At 71.0% G+C, this 20,706-nt stretch carries 19 protein-coding genes; 10 read left to right on the top strand and 9 right to left on the bottom strand.

Annotation, left to right across the window (positions count from 1 at the left end; translation table 11 throughout):
- Positions 1-10: 10 nt before the first annotated feature.
- The 3 genes from ABT137_RS26525 (at position 11) to ABT137_RS26515 (ending at position 1,760) form a co-directional block, all read left to right on the top strand.
- Positions 11-259 carry a DUF6458 family protein gene (locus ABT137_RS26525; RefSeq protein WP_351713071.1) on the top strand — a complete coding sequence of 83 codons (249 nt, stop codon included), beginning with the start codon at positions 11-13 and terminating at the stop codon, positions 257-259.
- A gap of 166 nt (positions 260-425) precedes the next feature.
- Complete coding sequence (locus tag ABT137_RS26520) at positions 426-1,532, top strand: glycosyltransferase family 2 protein (RefSeq protein WP_351713069.1); 1,107 nt, start codon at positions 426-428, stop codon at positions 1,530-1,532.
- Between the two features lie 69 nt (positions 1,533-1,601).
- Positions 1,602-1,760, top strand: a complete 159-nt coding sequence (locus ABT137_RS26515) for a hypothetical protein (RefSeq protein ID WP_294008171.1) — start codon at positions 1,602-1,604, stop codon at positions 1,758-1,760.
- Between the two features lie 85 nt (positions 1,761-1,845).
- Here the strand turns inward: ABT137_RS26515 and ABT137_RS26510 are convergent, their stop codons facing one another.
- Both ABT137_RS26510 and ABT137_RS26505 read right to left on the bottom strand, forming a co-directional pair.
- On the bottom strand, positions 1,846-3,681 hold the full coding sequence (locus tag ABT137_RS26510) for an NHL domain-containing thioredoxin family protein (RefSeq protein ID WP_351713068.1): 1,836 nt from the start codon (positions 3,679-3,681) through the stop codon (positions 1,846-1,848).
- A gap of 89 nt (positions 3,682-3,770) precedes the next feature.
- The gene (locus ABT137_RS26505) at positions 3,771-4,163 is read right to left on the bottom strand and encodes a cupin domain-containing protein (protein WP_351713066.1); all 393 of its coding nucleotides are present in this window, start codon (positions 4,161-4,163) and stop codon (positions 3,771-3,773) included.
- Positions 4,164-4,216: 53 nt separating this feature from the next.
- Between ABT137_RS26505 and ABT137_RS26500 the strand changes: the two genes are divergently transcribed.
- Both ABT137_RS26500 and ABT137_RS26495 read left to right on the top strand, forming a co-directional pair.
- Positions 4,217-5,215, top strand: coding sequence for a GlxA family transcriptional regulator (locus ABT137_RS26500; protein WP_351713064.1), 999 nt, complete (start codon positions 4,217-4,219; stop codon positions 5,213-5,215).
- The gene (locus tag ABT137_RS26495) at positions 5,212-5,706 is read left to right on the top strand and encodes an LURP-one-related/scramblase family protein (protein ID WP_351713062.1); all 495 of its coding nucleotides are present in this window, start codon (positions 5,212-5,214) and stop codon (positions 5,704-5,706) included. Before ABT137_RS26500 ends, ABT137_RS26495 begins: the two co-directional genes overlap by 4 nt.
- Positions 5,707-5,734: 28 nt before the next feature.
- Here ABT137_RS26495 and ABT137_RS26490 read toward each other — a convergent pair whose 3' ends face one another.
- A complete protein-coding gene (locus tag ABT137_RS26490) occupies positions 5,735-6,556 on the bottom strand; it encodes a carbon-nitrogen family hydrolase (protein WP_351713060.1) in 822 nt (273 codons plus the stop codon).
- 182 nt (positions 6,557-6,738) lie between these two features.
- Between ABT137_RS26490 and ABT137_RS26485 the strand changes: the two genes are divergently transcribed.
- Both ABT137_RS26485 and ABT137_RS26480 read left to right on the top strand, forming a co-directional pair.
- On the top strand, positions 6,739-7,563 hold the full coding sequence (locus ABT137_RS26485) for a maleylpyruvate isomerase family mycothiol-dependent enzyme (RefSeq protein WP_351713058.1): 825 nt from the start codon (positions 6,739-6,741) through the stop codon (positions 7,561-7,563).
- Between the two features lie 88 nt (positions 7,564-7,651).
- Positions 7,652-8,416 carry an SAM-dependent methyltransferase gene (locus ABT137_RS26480; protein ID WP_351713056.1) on the top strand — a complete coding sequence of 255 codons (765 nt, stop codon included), beginning with the start codon at positions 7,652-7,654 and terminating at the stop codon, positions 8,414-8,416.
- A gap of 142 nt (positions 8,417-8,558) precedes the next feature.
- Here ABT137_RS26480 and ABT137_RS26475 read toward each other — a convergent pair whose 3' ends face one another.
- The gene (locus ABT137_RS26475) at positions 8,559-9,860 is read right to left on the bottom strand and encodes an MFS transporter (protein WP_351713054.1); all 1,302 of its coding nucleotides are present in this window, start codon (positions 9,858-9,860) and stop codon (positions 8,559-8,561) included.
- Entirely contained in the window at positions 9,857-10,507 is a 651-nt protein-coding gene (locus tag ABT137_RS26470) for a GntR family transcriptional regulator (protein ID WP_351713051.1), read from the bottom strand. The genes ABT137_RS26475 and ABT137_RS26470 overlap by 4 nt, the downstream gene beginning before the upstream one ends.
- Before the next feature lie 197 nt (positions 10,508-10,704).
- Between ABT137_RS26470 and ABT137_RS26465 the strand changes: the two genes are divergently transcribed.
- Positions 10,705-11,604 carry a D-alanyl-D-alanine carboxypeptidase family protein gene (locus ABT137_RS26465; protein WP_351713049.1) on the top strand — a complete coding sequence of 300 codons (900 nt, stop codon included), beginning with the start codon at positions 10,705-10,707 and terminating at the stop codon, positions 11,602-11,604.
- A gap of 68 nt (positions 11,605-11,672) precedes the next feature.
- Here ABT137_RS26465 and ABT137_RS26460 read toward each other — a convergent pair whose 3' ends face one another.
- The 3 genes from ABT137_RS26460 to pdhA are packed head-to-tail and all read right to left on the bottom strand — an operon-like array spanning position 11,673 to position 15,377.
- Positions 11,673-13,136 carry a dihydrolipoamide acetyltransferase family protein gene (locus ABT137_RS26460; RefSeq protein WP_351713048.1) on the bottom strand — a complete coding sequence of 488 codons (1,464 nt, stop codon included), beginning with the start codon at positions 13,134-13,136 and terminating at the stop codon, positions 11,673-11,675.
- 10 nt (positions 13,137-13,146) lie between these two features.
- Complete coding sequence (locus tag ABT137_RS26455; RefSeq protein ID WP_351713046.1) at positions 13,147-14,127, bottom strand: alpha-ketoacid dehydrogenase subunit beta; 981 nt, start codon at positions 14,125-14,127, stop codon at positions 13,147-13,149.
- A gap of 2 nt (positions 14,128-14,129) precedes the next feature.
- Positions 14,130-15,377 (bottom strand): pyruvate dehydrogenase (acetyl-transferring) E1 component subunit alpha, encoded by a 1,248-nt coding sequence (gene pdhA / locus ABT137_RS26450; RefSeq protein ID WP_351713044.1) that lies wholly within the window; start codon positions 15,375-15,377, stop codon positions 14,130-14,132.
- A 556-nt stretch (positions 15,378-15,933) separates the two neighbouring features.
- On the opposite strand from pdhA, the gene ABT137_RS26445 reads away from it, so the two are divergent.
- A complete protein-coding gene (locus tag ABT137_RS26445) occupies positions 15,934-16,950 on the top strand; it encodes a phosphotransferase (protein ID WP_351713042.1) in 1,017 nt (338 codons plus the stop codon).
- Between the two features lie 92 nt (positions 16,951-17,042).
- Here the strand turns inward: ABT137_RS26445 and ABT137_RS26440 are convergent, their stop codons facing one another.
- Positions 17,043-18,626 carry a protein kinase domain-containing protein gene (locus ABT137_RS26440; protein ID WP_351713040.1) on the bottom strand — a complete coding sequence of 528 codons (1,584 nt, stop codon included), beginning with the start codon at positions 18,624-18,626 and terminating at the stop codon, positions 17,043-17,045.
- Between the two features lie 318 nt (positions 18,627-18,944).
- Here ABT137_RS26440 and ABT137_RS26435 point away from each other — a divergent pair, with 318 nt between their 5' ends.
- Positions 18,945-20,600, top strand: coding sequence for a protein kinase domain-containing protein (locus ABT137_RS26435; RefSeq protein WP_351713038.1), 1,656 nt, complete (start codon positions 18,945-18,947; stop codon positions 20,598-20,600).
- Positions 20,601-20,706 lie beyond the last annotated feature (106 nt).

Genomic DNA, 20,706 nt, shown 5'->3' with positions numbered 1-20,706 from the left:
GGCAACGCTCATGGGGCCCGGCGGGTGCATCATCCTCATCGCCGTGGGGGCCATCCTCACGTTCGCGACCGACTGGCACATGAACGGCGTCAACCTCGACGTCGTCGGCCTGATCCTGATGGCCGTCGGCATCATCGGCGTCGCCACGTTCAGCAGCATCGCCGGTCGCCGGCGCGTCATGGTGCCGCCGACGACGGTGGTCGAGGAGGAACGGCACCATCACCACCGTGACGGATACGGAGACGGGTACGGCGCGTAACGGACACAGCTGGATCCACAGGGTCATCACAGGCAACCGTGAGCAATCCGTTACAGCATTCAACTATCGAAGTTGTACAGATTTCGTGAAGACTTTCGATCACTGACGGGTCCGGAATTTCGCCTTCCGGGCCCACCGAGGTCTTCACGACAGGGGGTACCGAGCCGTGCGCCGTCACGCCACGCGCCGTGCCCACGCCGCGCCCGAGGAACCGGGCGACAGACCCAGACTCGCCGTCCTGATCCCGGCCCACAACGAGCAGGAACGTATCTCCGCCGCGGTCGACGGCCTCTGGGAGCAGACCCGGCGCCCCGACCTGATCGTCGTCGTCACCGACAACTGCACCGACGACACGGCCGGCGTCGCCGCCGCCCACGGTGCCCAGGTCTTCCCCACCCAGGGCAACACCCACAAGAAGGCCGGTGCCCTCAACCAGGCCATCGCGTGGGTGCTGCCGCACCTGGACGACCGGGACCTGCTGCTCGTCCAGGACGCCGACACCGTCCTCAACCCGTGGTTCGTCGAGACCGCGCTCGCCACCTTCAACCGCAAGGTCGGCGCGGTCGGCGGCGTCTTCTACGGCGAGGACGGCGGCGGCTTCCTCGGCCTGCTGCAGCGCATGGAGTTCCACCGCTACGCGTGGGAACTGGAGCGCACCGGCGGCAGGGCACAGGTCCTCACCGGAACCGGCACGATGTTCCGCGCCCGCGTGCTCCGTGAGGTCCGCACGGCCCGCCGCGCCGGCGAACTCGGCGGCGGCACCGGCTACTACAGCCTCGCCTCGCTCACCGAGGACGACGAGATGACCAAGGCGGTCAAGACCCTCGGCTACCGGGCCATGTCCCCGGCGGGCTGCGCGGTCACCACCGAGGTCATGCCGACGCTCCCCAAACTCTGGCACCAGCGGCTTCGCTGGCAGCGCGGCGCGCTGGAGAACCTCCGCGACTACGGCTGGACCCGGGTCACCGCCCGCTACTTCGTCCAGCAGTTCCTGATGGGCTTCGGCGCGCTCTCCTTCCTGATCTACCTGACCTACATGGCCGCGTACACCTCGCTGTACGGCTGGCCGGGCCTGTCGCCGTTCTGGACGGCGATCGGCCTCATCTTCATCGTCGAGAAGACCGTCTCCGTACGGCGGGCGGGACCGAAGGCCGTCCTGGTCGCCGCGCTGATGATCCCGGAGATGCTCTACGACCTCTTCCAGCACGCCGTCTACTTCACCTCGCTGTGGGGGCTGGTGCGCCGCAGCGAGGAGAAGTGGGTGGCGACGTGAGCCCGTTGCCGGGCACCCTCACCGACCCCGCCCCCCACATGTCACCTCACCCCTCATAGGAGAAGCACGATGTACGGAAGAGTGATCGGCGCGGGCACCGCGGGTGCGGGCGGTGCGACCCTGGCCGCCACCGGGCTCTGGATCAACAGCATGGCGATGGTGGTGGCGGCCACGACGCTGGTGGCGGCCGGGGTCGCGGTGTTCAAGTTGGTTCCGCGACGGCGGTAGCCGGTTGTGCGTTGGCTGCGGCCGCGTGGGGGCTGGTCGCGCCCACGCGGCGGCAGCCGCAAATCGACTCAGCCCCGCGCCCCTTTCAGGGGCGCTGATCCATCCCGGCGAGAATCAGCGGAAGCCGGTCCGCCCCACCCTCCGTGATCCGCACCGGCACCCCCCAGTCCTGTTGGTGCACATGGCAGGCCGGGTATTCTCCCCCAGCCTCGTCGTCGCAGGACGCGGCCATCGCCGAGACGTGCAGGACGCCCTCGGTGATCGCCGGGTTCAGGTCCAGCTCTCTCGACAGGTCGGTGTCGGCGCCCTCGCCCTTGAGCAGCAGCTCCGGCGGGGTCGACGACACCAGCAGGCGGGTCGACGGGCCGTACCGCGTGTCCAGCTTCTGGCCCGCCGGGGCCTGGAAGACCACGTCCAGCCGGAGTCTGCCCGGAGCGACCTCGGTCGCCGCGCGCTGGGTGCGGTGGGCGACCGACTCCACCCGGACCGCCTCCTCGGGCAGCCGCAGCCGGGTCAGCCGGTGGCGGGCCGACTCGACCACCACGATCTCGTCGCCGGCCAGCACCGCGTCGCTGGGCTCCCGCAGGTCCGTCGCCAGCGTGGTGACCTCGCCGGTCGCCGGGTCGTAGCGGCGCAGCGCGTGGTTGTAGGTGTCGGACACCGCGACCGAGCCGTCGGGCAGGGCCGTGACGCCCAGCGGGTGCTGGAGGAGGGCCTGCTCGGCGGCGCCGTCCCGGTGGCCGAAGTCGAAGAGGCCGGTGCCGACGGCCGTGTGGACGTGCCCGTCCGGGTCGACCCAGCGCAGGGCGCTCGTCTCGGAATCGGCGAGCCAGAGGCGGTCGGCGGTGGCCGCGAGGCCGGACGGCTGCGCGAACCAGGCCTCGGCCGCCGGCCCGTCCACCAGTCCCTCGTTGGTGGTGCCGGCGGCGACGGCGACCGTCGCGGTCTCCGGGTCGTACGTCCACAGCTGGTGGACGCCGGCCATGGCGATCCACACCCGGCCGCCGAAGACGGCCACGTCCCAGGGGGAGGACAGGTCGATCTCGCGGGCCGGGCCGGCGGTCGGGGAGCCCTGCCACCACTGGCGGCCGGTGCCGGCGAGGGTGGTCACCGCACCGGTGGCCAGGTCGAGGCGGCGCAGGGCGTGGTTGACGGTGTCGGCGACGACCACGGAGCCGTCGTCCAGCAGCGCGAGCCCCTGCGGCTCACGGAAGGAGGCGTCGGCCGCCGGGCCGTCGGCGAAACCGCGCGTGCCGGAACCGATCCGCCGTACGACCGTCTCCGCGTCCTCGGCCAGCTCCACCAGCTGGTGCCGGGTGGTGTCGCTGACCAGGAAGTTCCCCGAGGGCAGCAGCAGGGCCTTGCCGGGGAAGCGCAGGGCGGTCGGCTCGGGCTCCGGCGGCACGTACGGGCCGTCGCCACGGCGCAGGGTGCCCTTCGCCTCATGCTCCGCCTCCAGCTCCTCGACCAGCCGCGCGATGGCATGCCCGTGCCCCTCGCCGGCGTGCTGGGCGACGACGTACCCCTCCGGGTCGATCACGACCAGCGTCGGCCAGGCCCGGACCGCGTACTGCTTCCAGGTGGCGAGCTCCGGGTCGTCCAGCACCGGGTGCTCGACGCCGTACCGCTCCACCGCGTCGACGACCGCCCGGTGCTCCGCCTCGTGCACGAACTTCGGCGAGTGCACCCCGATGATCACCACCGTGTCCCGGTGCCGCTCCTCCAGCTCCCGCAGCTCGTCCAGGACGTGCAGGCAGTTGATGCAGCAGAAGGTCCAGAAGTCCAGGACGACGATGCGTCCTCGCAGGTCCGCGAGGGTGTACTGCTTGTCACCGGTGTTCAGCCAGCCGCCCTTGCCGACCAGCTCGGGGGCACGGACACGGGCACGGCGCGGGGTGGGGGCCGGGGATGTCTCGCTCATGGATCAAGAGTGCCACTCGCCGCCGACAGTACGGTTCCGCCTGTGGACAAGTGGCGGGCCGACCTGTGGACAACCTGGCGGAGTCCAGGTCAGGACAGTGCGTGGCCCGTCGTCGCGTCCACGTGGTCCGGGATGTCGTCGTGGCGGTCGCCGACCGTGGAGGTGCCGGTCGGCTCGAAGAGGAGGATCGACGCCCCGGCCGGGGCGATCGGCTTGTGCTCGGTGCCGCGGGGGACGGTGAAGACCGAGCCCTTGGGGAGGACGACGGTGCGCTCGCCGGCCGGCTCCCGCAGGGCGATGCGCAGCTCGCCCTCCAGGACCAGGAAGAACTCGTCGGTGTGGTCGTGGACGTGCCAGAGGTGCTCGCCCTCGACCTTGGCGACGCGGACGTCGTAATCGTTGACCGCGGTGACGATGCGGGGGCTCCACAGGTCCTCGAAGGAGGCGAGGGTGTGGGCGAGGGAGACGGGTTCGCTGGTCATGGCAATCATCCTCGGCCGTCGACCGGTGTCCGCGTGAGTGCTAGAAATCGCATATGGCGCAAGGATCCTCTCAAACGACTCATCGTGTCGCCGTGATCGTCGACGCGGGCACCAATCCGTTCGAGGTCGGGGTCGCCACCGAGCTGTTCGGGCTGCCGCGGCCCGAGCTGGGGATGCCCGTACCGCCGTACGAGGTGACGCTCTGTGCGCCCGCGCGCGAGGTGCGCATGAACCACGGCTTCTTCACTCTCAGCGGGGTGGCGGGGCTGGAGGCCGTGGACGAGGCGGACACCCTCGTCGTACCGGGCCGCCCGGACAACGTCGTCCCGCGCGGTGCCGACGTCCTCGACGCCATCCGGCGCGCACGCGCGCATGGGGCGCGGGTCGTGAGTTTCTGCACCGGGACGTTCGCGCTCGCCGAGGCCGGGCTGCTGGACGGGCGGCCGGCCACCACACACTGGCGCTGGGCGGACGTGTTCCGGGAACTGCATCCCCGGGTGCTGCTCCACCCGGACGTGCTCTTCGTCGACGACGGCGACCTGCTGACCGCCTCGGGCAGCGCGGCCGCGCTCGACCTGGGGCTGCACATCTGGCGGCAGGACCACGGCGCCGAGATCGCCAACGCGGTGTCCCGGCGGCTGGTGTTCGCCTCGCACCGCGACGGCGGGCAGCGGCAGTTCGTGGAGCGGCCGGTGCCCGATGTGCCGGACGAGTCACTCGGCCCGCTGCTGGCCTGGGCGCAGGAGCGACTCGGACAGCCGCTGACCGTGGCGGACCTGGCCGCGCGGGCCGCCGTCTCCCCCGCCACCCTGCATCGCCGGTTCCGTGCCCAGCTGGGCACCACCCCGCTGGCCTGGCTGACCGGGGAACGCGTGGCCGTCGCCTGCCGTCTGATCGAACGGGGGGAGGAGCGGCTGGACGTGGTGGCGGCGCGCAGCGGGCTCGGTACGGCGGCCAATCTGCGCGCGCGGCTGCGGCGCGAGACAGGGCTCAGCCCGTCGGACTACCGGCGGCGTTTCGGGCCGGTGGGGCGGGAAGGGGTACAGGTATGAGATTCCTGGTACGCGACCGGCTCCTCGGCTTCGGTGAGGACTACTGGATCGAGGACGAGCACGGCGACAAGGTCTTCCTCGTCGACGGCAAGGCCATGCGGGTGCGCGACACGTTCGAGCTGAAGGACCGGCACGGGCGCGTGCTCGTCGACATCCACCAGAAGATGTTCGCCCTGCGCGACACCATGGTGATCGAACGCGAGGGCGAGCCCCTGGCGACCATCAGGCGCAAGCGGCTGTCGCTGCTGCGCAACCACTACCGGGTCCACCTGGTCGACGGCACCGAACTCGACGTCAGCGGCAAGATCCTCGACCGGGAGTTCGCCGTCGAGTACGACGGCGAACTGCTGGCCGTGGTCTCCCGGCGCTGGCTGCACGTACGGGAGACCTACGGCGTCGACGTGGTACGGGACGACGCGGACCCGGCGCTGCTGATCGCGGTGGCGGTGTGCGTGATCCACCTCGCCGACAAGGAGCGGGACGAGGACTAGGCGGGGGCTGGGCGGGGGCTGGGCGGGGCTAACGGTGGTGCGGGGGGTCCAGGCCGAGGAGGCGGTCCTTGAGGGCCGGGAACTGTTCGCGGGTCGCGGCGACCTTGGCCGGATCGAGGTCGACGGTGAGGATCTCCTCGCCGGCGCCCGCCTCGGCCAGCACCTCGCCCCACGGGTCCACCACGATCGAGTGACCGGCCTGCGGAACTCCGGCATGCGTCCCGGCCGTTCCACACGCGAGCACGAACGCCTGGTTCTCGACCGCCCGCGCCTGGGCCAGCAGCGTCCAGTGCGCGCGTCGCCGCTCGGGCCAGCCCGCCGGGAGCACCAGCGTCTCGGCGCCGGCGTCGACGAGTCCGCGGAAGAGTTCGGGGAAACGGAGGTCGTAGCAGGTGGCCAGGCCGAGTGTGGTCCCGGGCAGCCGGACCGTCACCAGCTCCTGTCCCGCGCCCATCAGCACCGCCTCGCCCTTGTCGAAACCGAAGCGGTGGATCTTGCGGTAGGTGGCGGCCAGCTCGCCGGAGGGGGAGAAGACGAGCGCCGTGTTGTAGAGGGGGCCGTCCTCCGCGGCGGAGCCGCTGTCGGCTGGAGCACGCTCGGGGATCGAGCCGGCGTGCAGCCAGACGCCCGCGTCGCTCGCCGCCTTCGCCATCGCCTCGTACGTCGGGCCTTCGAGCGGCTCGGCCTCGGCGGCGAACTCCTGGTAGGCGAACGCGCCCGTCGTCCACAGCTCGGGCAGTACGACGAGATCGGCGTCCGCCTGCTCGCGCACCAGTGCGGTCACACGCTGCCGACGAGATTCGACCGATTCGCCCTCGTTTACGTCGATCTGGATGAGCGAGGCGCGCACACTACCACCGTCCTGGCATTCGAGCCGTCCACACGGGCCTACGATCGTCACACGAAAGCACTGCCGGGGTGCCTCACAGCAGCGTAACTTAGCGTTTCAAGACACCCGCCGACAGCAGCCACCTCCCGCTGGCAACGCCGCCATCACCTGCCCGAGTACCGACCGCCGAGGGGTCCCGTTCCGTGAGTCTGCATCCCACCCTCCAGCCCTACGCCGACGCCTGGACCCACTCCATCGAAGCGATATCCGAGCTGGTGACGCCGCTCGTCGAGGGCGAGTGGAACCGGCGGACCCCGTGCCCGGGCTGGTCGGTGCGGGACGTGGTCTCCCACGTCATCGGCCTGGACTGCGAGATGCTCGGCGACCCGCGCCCCATCCACACCCTGCCGCGCGACCTCTTCCACGTCACCAACGACCAGCAGCGCTACATGGAGATGCAGGTCGACGTCCGCCGCCACCACACGGCGCCGGAGATGACCTCCGAGCTGGAGTACGTGATCATCCGCCGCAACCGCCAGCTGCGGAACGAGTCGCGGGACCCGGGCGCCAAGGTACGCGGCCCGCTCGGCACCGAGCTCACCCTCGAAGAGTCCATGCGCGGCCACGCGTTCAACGTGTGGGTGCACGAGCAGGATCTGCGGGCCGCCCTCGGGCGCCCCGGCAACCTCGACTCCCCCGGCGCGCACATCGCCCGTGACGTGCTGCTCGACGAGCTGCCCGCCGTCGTCGCCGAGAAGGCGAACGCGCCGCGCAGTTCGGCGATCGTCCTGGACGTGCACGGCCCGATCGAGTTCATGCGCACCATCCGCGTCGACATCCAGGGCCGCGGCACCCTCGAAACGGCCCCCGCCCTCGGCCCCGCCGCCACGTTCACCCTCGACTGGGAGACCTACGTCCGCCTGGCCTGCGGCCGCACCACCCCGGAGGCGGTCGCGGACCGGGTGAAGGCGGAGGGCGACCCGGAACTGACGGCGGCGATCCTGCGCAACTTCGCGGTCACGCAGTAAGAGCGGTAAGAATCCGGAAAGAAGCGGGAGCGGGGTGCGCCGGAAATTCGGTGCCCTGCGGTGGCCGTCACGACCTATCTTTCCCGGCATGACCACTGCCACCGCACCGCATGACGACCTACCGCCCCGCCTCACCCGGCTCACCTTCCACGGCCCGCTCTCCGAGGCCCGCGCGACCGCGATGGTTCAGCGCCTCGCGGGCACGCAGCCCGGCAGCGTGCTGGACATCGGCTGCGGCTGGGGCGAGTTGATGCTCCGGCTGCTGGCGGCCGTACCGCGGGCGCACGGCGTCGGACTGGACGTGAACGCGGCGGACCTGGAGCGGGGGCGGCGGGCCGCCGGGACGCGGGGGCTGGCCGGCCGGGTGGAGTTCGCCGAGGAGTCGGCGGTGGGCACCGGCCGGGGCCCGGCCGACGTGGTGCTGTGCCTCGGGGCGAGCCAGGCACTGGGCGACGATCTCGTGCCGGCCCTGCGGGAGCTGCGGCGGCTGGTGGCCGACGGCGGGCGCGTCCTGCTCGGCGAGGGTTTCTGGCAGCGCACCCCGACCGAGGCGGAGCTGGCCGGGATGTGGCCGGGCGCCTCGGCCACCGACCACCACGACCTGGCCGCCCTGGTCGACCTCGCGGTGGCCGCCGGCTTCCGCCCGGAGTGGATCGAGACGGCGAACCCGGAGGAGTGGGAGGAGTTCGAGTCGGCGTACCAGGCGGACACGGAGGTATGGCTGGCGGCCAACCCCGGCCACCCGCTGGCGACGGAGACCCGAGCCCGCCTGGACACCCACCGCGCAGCTTGGCTGACGTACCGGGGCGTGCTGGGGCTGGCCTACCTGACCCTCGTCCCGACGACGCGATGACCGCCCCACTCGCACCGGCGGCTCACTGATCGCCGCCCCGGCGGTTGCCCGATCGGTCGCACGCCCGGAAAGCCGCCGACGGCGACCGCCCCCACAGGTCGCCCGGCCTTTCTGCCGACGGGCGGTGCGCAGGTGGGGAAACCTAGGCAGGCACGTGCACCGTCTCCACCCGGCTCGCCACCAACCGTTCCCGCTCCCGCCGAACCGCCCGCCCCCGCAACCGCAGGATCTGGCTCACCCCCAGCGCCTGCAGCACGAACACGCACGAGAAGGCCACCGAGTAGTTGTCGCCGGTGGCGTCCAGCAACACACCCACCAGGAACAACGTCGTCATCGAGGCCGTGAAACCACCCATGTTGGTGATCCCGGACGCGGTCCCCTGTCGCTCGGGCGGGTTGGCGGGCCGCGCGAAGTCGAAGCCGATCATCGACGCCGGTCCGCACGCACCCAGCACCGCGCACAGCACCACCAGCAGCCCCATCGGGGCATGGTCGGCCGGATACACCAGCGTCGCCGCCCACACCACGGCCGTCGCCCCGACCGTGCCCAGCGCCAGCGGCAGCCGCGCCGTGTGGTGCCGGGCGACGATCTGGCCGTAGACCAGGCCGACCACCATGTTGGAGAGGACGACCAGGGTCAGCAGTTCACCGGCCGTGGCGCGGGACAGCCCCTGCGCCTGGACCAGGAACGGCAGCCCCCACAGCAGCAGGAACACCATCGCCGGGAACTGGGTGGTGAAGTGCACCCACAGGCCCAGCCGGGTCCCCGGCTCCCGCCAGGACGCGGCGATCTGCTTCCGTACGTAGGCCGCTCCCTGATGCGGGAAGGGCTCCGGCTCGTGGCCGTCGGGGTGGTCCTTCAGGAAGAACAGGACGAGGACCAGGACGACCGCACCGGCCAGGGCGCTGCCCGCGAACGCCGGGGTCCAGCCGATGCCGTGCAGCAGCCGGGCCAGGACCAGCGTGGAGACGAGGTTGCCCGCCATGCCGACGAGACCGGCGAGCTGGGCGACGAGCGGGCCGCGGCGGGCCGGGAACCAGCGGGTGCCGAGCCGCAGCACGCTGATGAACGTCATCGCGTCACCGCAGCCGAGCAGCGCGCGCGAGGCGAGCGCGGTGCCGTACGACGGGGAGAAGGCGAAGCCCAGCTGCCCGGCGGTGAACAGCACGGCACCGATGGACAGCATCTTCTTCGTGCCGAGGCGGTCGACCAGCAGGCCGACGGGTATCTGCATGCCGGCGTAGACCAGCAGCTGGAGTATCGAGAACGTGGACAGCGCCGAGGCGCCCACATGGAAGCGGTCGGCCGCGTCGAGGCCGGCGACCCCGAGGGACGTGCGGAAGATGACGGCGACGAAGTAGACGGAGACGCCTATGCTCCAGACCACCACGGCCCGGCGGCCGCCCGGCGGATCACCGGGCAACGACACGCTGCCGCGGCTCATCGGACCTCACCCCGCGCCAGGTGCGCGAACCAGTCGACGTGCCGGTGCACAAGGTCGACCGCGCGATCAGCATCCCCCGCGCGCAGCGCGTCCAGGATCTCCTCGTGCTCGGTCAGCGACTTGGCGATGCGGTCGGGGTGCGCGTTCATGATCGCGACGCCCATCCGCAGCTGGCGGTCGCGCAGCTGGTCGTAGAGGCGGGAGAGGATCTCGTTGCCGCCGTCGCGGACGATCTCGGCGTGGAAGCAGCGGTCGGTGACGGCCGCGGCGGCCAGGTCACCGGCGGCGGCCTCGGCCTTCTGCCGGTCGAGCAGCTCCTCCAGACGGGCCACCAGCGCCGCCGAGGCGGGTACGGCCTTGCGCATCGCGTGTTCCTCGACCAGCATCCGGGTCTCCACCACGTCGGCGATCTCCTGCGCGGAGACGGGCAGCACCATGGCGCCCTTCTTCGGGTAGAGCTTGATCAGACCCTCGGCCTCCAGGCGCAGCAGCGCCTCGCGGACGGGGGTGCGGGACACCCCCACGGCCTCGGCCAGCTCGCCCTCGGTGAGGAGCGCGCCGCCTTCGTAGTGGCGGTCCAGGACGCCTTGCTTGACGTGGGAGTAGACACGGTCGGCGGCGGGGGGCTGCTTGACGGCCAGGCTCATGCCCACAGCTTAGATACAACACGTACGCAAGGGACCCGCACGTCCACCATCCGGACGTGACATAAATCGCCCTCAGCAACCGCACAACCATCTGTGCTACTTACGTGTCACACACGTGCGGCCCCAATCGCTTCGGCACCCCCAACTCGGCCGCACGCCAGGGGCATTACGACTCGACTCGACTCGGGGTATTTCAGTTGATTACCGGTATTAAGGGCACTCGCCTCCGCAAGGCCGCCGCCGTCGCCGTCACGTCCGGCGCGCTGCTGGCGACCGGGGCCCTCACCGCGGCACCCGCGCAGGCCGTCACCAAGCCCTCGATCGTGGCCAAGGGCGGCTACGTCATGAACAACGCGAACGCCAAGACGCTGTACACGAAGGCGGCGGACACCAAGCTGTCCACCGGTTCGACCACGAAGATCATGACCGCCAAGGTCGTGCTCGCGCAGTCGAACCTGAACCTCGACAAGAAGGTCACGATCCAGAAGGCGTACAGCGACTACGTCGTCGCCAACAACGCCTCCCAGGCGCACCTCATCGTCGGCGACAAGGTCACCGTCCGCCAGCTGCTCTACGGGCTGATGCTGCCCTCCGGCTGCGACGCCGCCTACGCGCTCGCGGACACGTACGGCTCGGGCACCACCCGCGCCAAGCGCGTCGCCAACTTCATCTCCAAGATGAACACCGCCGCGAAGAGCCTGGGTCTGACCAACACCCACTTCGACTCCTTCGACGGCATCGGCAACGGCAACAACTACTCGACGCCGCGCGACCTGACGAAAATCGCCAGCAGCGCGATGAAGAACTCCACGTTCCGCGCGGTCGTCAAGACGAAGAGCTACACGGCGAAGACGATCACGAAGACCGGTTCCACCCGCACCATGGGTGCCTGGACCAACACCAACACGCTGCTCAGCAGCTACAGCGGCGCCATCGGCATCAAGACCGGCTCCGGCCCCGAGGCCAAGTACTGCCTCGTCTTCGCCGCGACCCGCAACGGCAAGACGGTCATCGGCACCGTCCTCGCCTCCTCCTCGATCACCCAGCGCGCGACGGACGCGACGAAGCTCCTGAACTACGGCTTCGCGACCATCTGACCCACCTCGCACCAAGCCGACGAAGGCCCGCCGCAACCCGTGCGGCGGGCCTTTGCCGTATACGGCCCTCAGCCCCAGGTGATCAGCCGCTTCGGCTGCTCCAGGATCGCGGCGATGTCCGCCAGGACCTTGGAACCCAGCTCGCCGTCCACCAGACGGTGGTCGAAGCTCAGCGCCAGGGTGGTGACCTGACGTGGCTTCACCTTGCCCTTGTGGACCCACGGCTGGAGCTTGATCGCGCCGACGGCGAGGATCGCCGCCTCGCCCGGGTTGAGGATCGGCGTGCCCGTGTCGATGCCGAAGACGCCGACGTTGGTGATGGTCACCGTGCCGCCCTGCATCGCGGCGGGTGACGTCTTGCCGTCCCTGGCCGTGCCGACCAGCTCACCGAGCGCCTCCGCCAGTTGCGGGAGCGTCTTCGCGTGGGCGTCCTTGATGTTCGGCACGATCAGGCCGCGCGGGGTGGCCGCGGCGATGCCCAGGTTGACGTAGTGCTTGAGCACGATCTCCTGGTTCGCCTCGTCCCAGGACGCGTTGATGTCCGGGTTGCGCTTGATGGCGACCAACAGGGCCTTGGCGATGAGCAGGAGGGGGTTGACCCGGAGGCCCTGCAGGTCCTTGTCCTGCTTCAGCTCCTCCACCAGCTTCATCGTGCGGGTCACGTCCACCGTCACGAACTCCGTGACATGCGGGGCCGTGAACGCCGAACCCACCATCGCCGCCGCGGTCGCCTTGCGGACGCCCTTGATGGGGATCCGGGTCTCGCGGACGGTGTCGTACGAGGCGGCAGGGACCGCGGGAGCGGCAGGGACCGCGGGAGCGGCAGGGGCCACCGGTACGGCCGCCACCACCGGCTCCGGCACCGTCACCGCCGCGTGCACGTCCTCGCGCGTGATGATGCCGTCCGGGCCGGACGGGATCACCGTGGCCAGGTCGACGCCCAGGTCCTTCGCCAGCTTGCGCACCGGCGGCTTCGCCAGCGGGCGGGGGCGCTCCTCCTCCGCGGCCGGGGCGGGAACGGGGGCGGCGGCCGGGACCGGGGAGGTGACCGGAGCCGGGCCGTGGCCGTTCAGCTCCTGCTGGACCGCTGCCTGGACCGCCGCCTCCGCGGCCGTGGCCTCCGGTCCCTTGCGCGGGCGGCGCTTGGTGGAGGAGGCCGCCACGCCGTAGCCGACGAGGACCGGCTGGCGGCCCTCCGGCTTCTTCTCCGGCTCCGGGACCGGGGCCGGGGCCGGGGCCGGGGCCGCGGCGGGCGCCTCGGCCGGCGCCCCGCCCGCCACGTCCACCGCGATGATCGCCGTGCCCACGTCCACCGTGGTGCCCTCGGCGAAGCGCAGCTCGCGGACCACGCCGTCGTAGGGGATCGGGAGTTCGACGGCCGCCTTCGCCGTCTCGACCTCGCACACCACCTGGCCGTCGGTGACCGTGTCGCCGGGCTGGACGTACCACTTGAGGATCTCGGCCTCGGTGAGCCCCTCGCCCACGTCCGGCATCCTGAACTCGCGTACGGACGCTTCCGTCATCGTCGTCACGACCCTCTCCTCAGTACGCCAGGGCACGGTCGACGGCGTCGAGCACCCGGTCCAGGCCCGGAAGGTACTCGTCCTCCAGGCGGGCCGGCGGATAGGGGGCGTGGTAGCCGCCCACCCGGAGCACCGGGGCCTCCAGGTGGTAGAAGCAGCGCTCGGTGATGCGGGCGGCGATCTCCGCGCCCGAACCGAAGAACACCGGTGCCTCGTGGACCACGACCAGGCGACGGGTCTTCTCGACCGAGGCCTGGATCGAGTCGAAGTCCATCGGGGAGACGGACCGCAGGTCCAGGACCTCCAGGGACTTGCCCTCCTCGGCGGCCGCGTCGGCGGCCTCCTGGCAGAGCTTCACCATCGGGCCGTAGGCGGCGAGGGTCAGGTCGGTGCCCTCGCGGACCACGCGGGCCTTGTGCAGCGGACCGGGGATGGCCTCGGTGTTGACCTCGCCCTTGTCCCAGTAGCGGCGCTTGGGCTCGAAGTAGATCACCGGGTCGTCGCTCTGGATGGCCTGTTGCATCATCCAGTACGCGTCGGAGGAGTTGGACGGGCTGACGATCTTCAGGCCCGCCACGTGCGCGAAGAGCGCCTCGGGGGACTCGGAGTGGTGCTCGACCGCGCCGATGCCGCCGCCGTAGGGGATGCGGACGACGACCGGCATCTTGACCTTGCCGAGCGAGCGGGCGTGCATCTTCGCGAGCTGGGTGACGATCTGGTCGTACGCCGGGAAGACGAAGCCGTCGAACTGGATCTCCACCACCGGGCGGTAGCCGCGCAGGGCGAGACCGATCGCGGTGCCGACGATGCCGGACTCGGCGAGGGGGGTGTCGATGACGCGGCTGTCGCCGAAGTCCTTCTGCAGGCCGTCGGTGACCCGGAAGACACCGCCGAGCTTGCCGACGTCCTCGCCCATGACGAGGACCTTGGGGTCCGACTCCAACGCGCGGCGCAGCGACTCGTTGATCGCCTTGGCCAGAGCCATCTTTTCCGCTGCCATGGTCAGACCCCCTCTACGTCCGCGAACGACGCCTGGTAGGCGGCGAACTGGGCTCGCTCCTCGTCGACGAGCGCATGCCCGTCGGCGTACACGTTCTCGAAGATGGCGAACTTGTCCGGGTCCGGCATGGCCCGTACCGCTTCGCGCACTCGCCTGCCCAACGCCTCGGACTCGGCTTCGAGTTCCGCGAAAAATCCCTCGTCCGCGTGGTTTGAGGCCTCCAGGTACCGGCGCAGGCGCAGGATCGGGTCCTTGGCCTCCCAGGCCTGCCGCTCGTCGTCGCCCCGGTAGCGGGTGGGGTCGTCGGAGGTGGTGTGGGCGCCCATCCGGTAGGTGTACGCCTCGACGAGCGTCGGGCCCTCGCCGCTGCGGGCGCGCTCCAGCGCCCACTTGGTGACCGCGAGGCAGGCCAGCACGTCGTTGCCGTCGACCCGGACGCCGGGGAAGCCGAAGCCCTGGGCGCGCTGGTAGAGCGGGACGCGGGTCTGCTTCTCGGTCGGCTCGGAGATCGCCCACTGGTTGTTCTGGCAGAAGAACACCACCGGGGCGTTGTAGACCGCGGCGAAGGTGAACGATTCGGCGACGTCGCCCTGGCTGGACGCGCCGTCGCCGAAGTAGGCGATCACGCCGCTGTCCGCGCCGTCCTTGGCGACGCCCATCGCGTAGCCGGTGGCGTGCAGCGTCTGGGAGCCGATGACGATCGTGTAGAGGTGGAAGTTGTTGCTGTTGGGGTCCCAGCCGCCGTGGTTGACGCCGCGGAACATGCCCAGCAGGTTGGTCGGGTCGACCCCGCGGCACCAGGCGACGCCGTGCTCGCGGTAGGTCGGGAAGACGTAGTCGTCCTCTCGGGTGGCCCGCCCGGAGCCGATCTGGGCGGCCTCCTGGCCGAGCAGGGACGCCCACAGGCCCAGCTCGCCCTGCCGCTGCAGGGCGGTGGCCTCGGCGTCGAAGCGACGGGTGAGCACCATGTCGCGGTACAGACCGCGCAGCTCCTCGGGGGTGATCCCGGCGACGTACGCGTCGTACTCGGCGTTCTTGACCCGCTTGCCCTCGGGGGTCAGCAACTGGACGAGCTCGGGATCGGTGCTCTTCTTCGCGCTGCTGCGGGTGGTGGTGCGAGAGGCGGTGCTGGTGGTGGTGCGACTGGTGGTGCGAGTGGTGCGCTTGGTGCCGGCCTTGCTGCCGGTGGTACCGGCCTTGCCTGCGGCGCTGCGTCGCGGTTCGCTCGCGGCACTGCTGTCCACGGTCACGTGTGCTCCTCCGTCGGTCCGGCCCCCGGGGTTGCCGGGTGAACCAGTGCGGCTCACCTGTTTCCGACACCCGTGGCACGGGGTGGGTGCCACTCGGCCGGGAACAGGCGTGACAGGTGCCCCGGCGAGCGCCCTGCAACATGCACGTTACCCAGTGCGCCACATTTCTGTGAAACCCCTCCTGACCTGCGTTTTTGCTTGGAAATCCAAGTACTTTTTGCTTGGGTTTCCTAGTAAATCGACGCGGGCTGGAAGGTCGCTGGTCAGAGCCTTGCGGGAGGCCGGAGCTACGGCACGTTATCCCGCCGCCCCGGGCCACGGGAAGACATCAAGGTGTCCGGTCTGCTCGCCGAACCCCGGGCGCGCACCGAGCGCGGCACCGTGACCCTACGCCCCACGGCACGCCTCCGGGGCCCATCTTTCGCACTTGTATTCGCCGCGGTTCATCACGTGACCGAAAGCGACCATCAGCGACTACCCGTGACAACGCCCAGCTCACAGCGTTGGCGCTTGCCCTAGCATCTGCCGCGTGCCGCGCTCATGTGTACCACCCCTCGTGCCCCACGCGCCCCCTCTGGGCCCCCTGCTCCGGCGGTACGCCGCCGGTTCCGCGCTCGCCTGCGAGCCGGTCGAACAGGGCCTGCTGAACCGCGGCTATCGCCTCTGCACCACCCGCGGCCGCTACTTCCTGAAGCACCACTTCGACCCCGACACCGCCGACCCGGCAGCCATCGAAAGGCGTCATCTGGCCACCCTGCGACTGGCCGCCCTCGGCGTCCCGGTCGCCCCGCCCCTCGCCGACCGCGACGGCCGTACGGTCGCCGTCGTCGGCGGCCACGCCTACGCGCTGCACCCCTGGATCGACGGCCGGCACCGGCACGGCGGACAGCTCACGCGCGGGGAGTGCGCGCGGCTCGGCGCGCTCCTCGGCGCCGTGCACGCCTGCCTGGAGCGCGTGATGCCCCCCAAGGGGCGCACCCGCCCGGCAACCAGCCCCCATCCTGTCGAGAGCGCCGACCCGGCCGACACCTTCGCGCTCATCGACGACCTGCTCGCCCACGTCAGCCGGCACCGCCCCGCGGATGCCTTCGACGAACTCGCCCGCCACCGACTGCTCGAACGCCGTGCGCTCCTTGAGCAGCACAGCGCCCGGCGCCCCCCGCGCGGCGCCTCGGTGGGCTGGGTGCACGGCGACTTCCACCCGTTCAACCTGCTCTACAAGGACGACGCGCCCGCCGCGATCGTCGACTGGGACCGGCTCGGCGTGCAGCCCCGCGCGGAGGAGGCCGTACGTGCCGCCGCGATCTTCTTCGTGCGCCCGGCGGGAGCGCTCGACCTGCGGAAGGTGCGGGCGTACGCGCGCGCGTACCGGCGCGCGGCCGGGGCCACGCCCTCGGAGCTCGCGGCGGCCGTGCACCGCGTGTGGTGGGAGCGGCTCAACGACTTCTGGATGCTGCGCTGGCACTACGAGCGCGGCGACACCCGCGCGGACCCCCAGTTCCCGGCCGCCTCGGCACTCGCCGTGTGGTGGACCAGGGAGTACGACGCGGTGTGCGACGCGTTCGTGCAGTAGCAGAATTCGTGCAGCAGCAGAAGCAGAAGCAGTAGCAGTAGCAGAAGCGGCGGATCAGCAGCGGCCGGTCAGCCGAAGGGCGTCGGTGTCCTTCAACCGCCGCCGACGCCTGCGATCGTGTTGCCGACGTCGGTCCCGCCGGCGTCGCCCGTACCGGTCGTGTCGGAGGGCTGCGTCTCCGGAGAGCTCTCGGTGTCCGTGGGCTGCGAGGCGCTCGCGGTGTCGCTCGGCTCGTCGCTCGGCTCGCTGCTCTGCTCCTGGGACTGGCTGTAGGTCGGGGTCGGCGACGGCGTGTAGCCGGAGTTGTCGTTGTTGCCCGAGCCACTGTCGTCGGTCTGCGTGTCCGTGGCCGTGTCGCTGGTCTCGTCCGACGGGCTGGAGCTGGGCGTCTCGGCCTTGGTGGTCTGCGAGGTGGTCGGCGACTGCGACGTACCGGTGCCGCCGCCGTCCCCGCCCCCGCCGTTGTTCAGCGCCAGCGCGACGCCCGCCGCGACGGCGATCACCGCGAGGACGGCCAGGATCCACAGCTTGCCGCGGCCGCTGCCTCTGTTGCCGTGCCCCTCGAAACCGCCGTCGTCGCCGCCCCCGTAGCCGCCCGGCAGGATCGGCTGCGGGATCTGCGTGGTCCCGGCGGCGGCCGACGGGTGCGGCATCACGGTCGTACCGGCGAAACCGGCCGCCGGGGTGTGCCGGCCGTCGTGCACGGTGACCGGGCCGGTGTTCCAGGTGCCGGTGTGGCTGCCCTGGTCGTACAGCATCTGCAGGCCGTACTGGATCAGGCCGCGCATCTCCTCGGCGGTCTGGAAGCGGTCGTCGGGCTCCTTGGCGAGCGAGCGCATGACCAGGCCGTCCAGCTCCGGCGGGGCCGCGCCCTCGGAGGTCTGGGAGGGCGGCACCGGGATGTCCTGAACGTGCTGGTAGACCACCGCCAGCGGGGTCTCGCCGATGAACGGGGGCCGCAGGGCGAGGAGTTCGTAGAGCAGACAGCCGGTGGCGTACAGGTCGGAGCGGTGGTCGACGGCCTTGCCGAGCGCCTGCTCGGGGGAGAGGTACTGGGGCGTGCCCATGACCATGCCGGTCTGCGTCATCGTGGTGGACGCGCCGTGCAGGGCGCGGGCGATGCCGAAGTCCATCACCTTGACGGCACCGTTGTGCGTGATGATCACGTTGGCGGGCTTGATGTCACGGTGCACGATGCCGTGCTGGTGCGAGTAGGCCAGCGCCTCCAGCACCCCGGAGACGATGATCAGGGCCTGCTCGGGGCCCGGCGCCTCGGCGTTGATCAGCAGGTCGCGGATGGTGCGGCCCTCGACCAGCTCCATCACGATGTACGGCACGGACTGGCCGCCGACCACGTCCTCGCCGGAGTCGTACACCGCCACGATCGCGTGGTGGTTGAGCCCGGCGACCGACTGTGCCTCGCGCGTGAAGCGGGCCTTGGAGACCGGGTCCTCGGCGAGGTCGGCCCGGAGCAGCTTCACTGCCACGGTGCGGCCGAGCCGTACGTCCTCGGCCGCGAACACCTCGGCCATGCCGCCCCGGCCGAGGCGGTGGGTGAGCCGGTAACGGCCGTCGCCGACCAGACCTCCGTTGCCCCACAGCTCAGGCGCGTCCGACATGCCGCCGCCAGTCGCCTCGGGGTCGGACGGGCCCTGGGCGCTGTGCGTCTGTGCCATCGGTCCTCGCCGTCGTTTCTGCCCGCGGTGCGCGCGGTGTTGTCACGGTCTCCGTCGGCCACGCTACAGCCTCCGCGCAACCCCTCGGTCCGGGATCCGACCCGTGGACGGACCGGCCATCAAACCCTTACCACTCGCTGCCGTGCAAATTCTGTGTACCGGACGTACGGCCCCTGTAACTCTTCCGCGGCTGTTCTTTCGCGTACGGTCACGGAACGGGCACCGCGCTTGACGTGTCAGTGCCCTCCGGCAGACTTGGCCGGGAATGAGACATTCGATCAACAAGGGTGCCTGAGTGCCGGGCGGGGGACGGGGAAAATGAGCCAGGACGGCGCATACGGCCGTTACGCGGGGCGGGCGCTGGCCGGTGGCCGCTACCAGCTGCGCGACCTGCTCGGCGAGGGCGGCATGGCCTCCGTGCACCTGGCGTACGACGCGATCCTGGACCGGCAGGTCGCGATCAAGACCCTGCACACCGAACTCGGCCGGGAACAGGCCTTCCGCGAGCGCTTCCGCCGCGAGGCCCAGGCGGTGGCCAAGCTCACGCACACCAACATTGTCTCCGTCTTCGACACCGGCGAGGACGAGTTGGACGGCTCGACCATGCCGTACATCGTCATGGAGTACGTCGAGGGCCGCCCGCTCGGGTCCGTGCTGGACGAGGACGTACGGCAGTTCGGCGCGATGCCCGCCGACAAGGCGCTGAAGATCACCGCCGACGTGCTGGCCGCACTGGAGATCAGCCACGAGATGGGGCTGGTCCACCGCGACATCAAGCCCGGCAACGTGATGACGACCAAGCGCGGCGTCGTCAAGGTGATGGACTTCGGCATCGCCCGCGCCATGCAGTCCGGGGTCACCTCCATGACCCAGACCGGCATGGTCGTCGGCACCCCGCAGTACCTCTCCCCGGAGCAGGCGCTCGGCCGGGGCGTGGACGCGCGCTCGGACCTCTACTCGGTCGGCATCATGCTGTTCCAGCTGGTCACCGGGCGGCTGCCGTTCGATGCGGACTCGCCGCTGGCCATCGCCTACGCGCATGTCCAGGAGGAGCCGGTCGCTCCCTCCTCGGTCAACCGGGCCCTTCCGCCGGCCGTGGACGCGCTGGTCACCCGCGCGCTGAAGAAGAACCCGAACGAGCGCTTCCCGACCGCCGAGTCCATGCGCGACGAGTGCCTGCGGGTCGCCGCCTCGCTCCACCCGGCCGCACCCAGCATCGTCCCGGGCATCCCGCCGACGCAGAGCGGCGCCGGGGTCGGCTCCGCGGTGTTCCCGCCGGTCGGCCAGGCGACGCCGCCGCCTCCCGGTCCGGTGCAGACGCCGTACCAGCCGGCACCGGCCCCGAATCCCTACGGGGCCGCGGGTCCCGCACCCGCCTACGGCTATCCGCAGCAGGCGGGCTACCAGACCCCGGCCGGGTACGCCCAGCCGGCGCCGTCGACCCCGCCGCCGTACAACATCACGCCCCAGGCGCCGTCCGCCGGTGGTGGCGGTGGTGGCGGGAAGAGCAACCGGCCGGTGGTCATCGGGTCGATCGCGGTGTCGCTGGTCGCGGTGATCGGCCTGGTCGTCGCACTGGCGCTGAACACCGGCGGCGGCGATGACGCCACCGGCGGCAGCGGTGGCGGGGGCAGCAGCGCGAGCACCGCAAGCACCGCGGCCTCGCACGCTTCGGGCTACCGCGGGCCCGACACCTCGAAGACCGTCGAGAAGACCGAGTGCACCGAACCGCAGGAGTCCTACGACGACCCGGACAAGATCCAGGTCCCGGACTTCAAGTTCAAGTACATCAAGTCGGTCAAGGAGTGCTTCCAGGCCGCCGGCTGGCAGATGAAGATCGTCTCCGTGGACGAGAACACCTACGGCGACGGCACGGTCATGGAGCAGTTCCCGTCCTCCGGCACCGACGTCGCCCAGGAGGACATGCCGACCATCGAGCTCAAGGTGTCGACGGGCAACCCGGCGACCGGCTGACGCGGGCCGCGCCGACGCAAGGCGCGGTGGAAAGGGCCCGGCGGCTGTCCGCCGGGCCCTTCGCCGCCTCGGGAGTGTCCGGGAGTCCCTAGAGGTCTAGAGGTCC

It is taken from the genome of Streptomyces sp. NPDC001980 (assembly GCF_040296885.1).
Lineage (GTDB): Bacteria > Actinomycetota > Actinomycetes > Streptomycetales > Streptomycetaceae > Streptomyces.
This window is presented reverse-complemented; position numbering and strand designations above follow the sequence as displayed.

Bases quoted from the DNA above. Each gene is read 5' to 3' on its own strand.
- ABT137_RS26440 (WP_351713040.1), bottom strand. From the start codon at position 18,626: ATGGCACAGACGCACAGCGCCCAGGGCCCGTCCGACCCCGAGGCGACT.
- ABT137_RS26500 (WP_351713064.1), top strand. From the start codon at position 4,217: ATGGCGCAAGGATCCTCTCAAACGACTCATCGTGTCGCCGTGATCGTC.
- ABT137_RS26505 (WP_351713066.1), bottom strand. From the start codon at position 4,163: ATGACCAGCGAACCCGTCTCCCTCGCCCACACCCTCGCCTCCTTCGAG.
- ABT137_RS26495 (WP_351713062.1), top strand. From the start codon at position 5,212: ATGAGATTCCTGGTACGCGACCGGCTCCTCGGCTTCGGTGAGGACTAC.
- ABT137_RS26475 (WP_351713054.1), bottom strand. From the start codon at position 9,860: ATGAGCCGCGGCAGCGTGTCGTTGCCCGGTGATCCGCCGGGCGGCCGC.
- ABT137_RS26510 (WP_351713068.1), bottom strand. From the start codon at position 3,681: ATGAGCGAGACATCCCCGGCCCCCACCCCGCGCCGTGCCCGTGTCCGT.
- ABT137_RS26470 (WP_351713051.1), bottom strand. From the start codon at position 10,507: ATGAGCCTGGCCGTCAAGCAGCCCCCCGCCGCCGACCGTGTCTACTCC.
- ABT137_RS26480 (WP_351713056.1), top strand. From the start codon at position 7,652: ATGACCACTGCCACCGCACCGCATGACGACCTACCGCCCCGCCTCACC.
- ABT137_RS26455 (WP_351713046.1), bottom strand. From the start codon at position 14,127: ATGGCAGCGGAAAAGATGGCTCTGGCCAAGGCGATCAACGAGTCGCTG.
- ABT137_RS26525 (WP_351713071.1), top strand. From the start codon at position 11: ATGGGGCCCGGCGGGTGCATCATCCTCATCGCCGTGGGGGCCATCCTC.
- ABT137_RS26515 (WP_294008171.1), top strand. From the start codon at position 1,602: ATGTACGGAAGAGTGATCGGCGCGGGCACCGCGGGTGCGGGCGGTGCG.
- ABT137_RS26435 (WP_351713038.1), top strand. From the start codon at position 18,945: ATGAGCCAGGACGGCGCATACGGCCGTTACGCGGGGCGGGCGCTGGCC.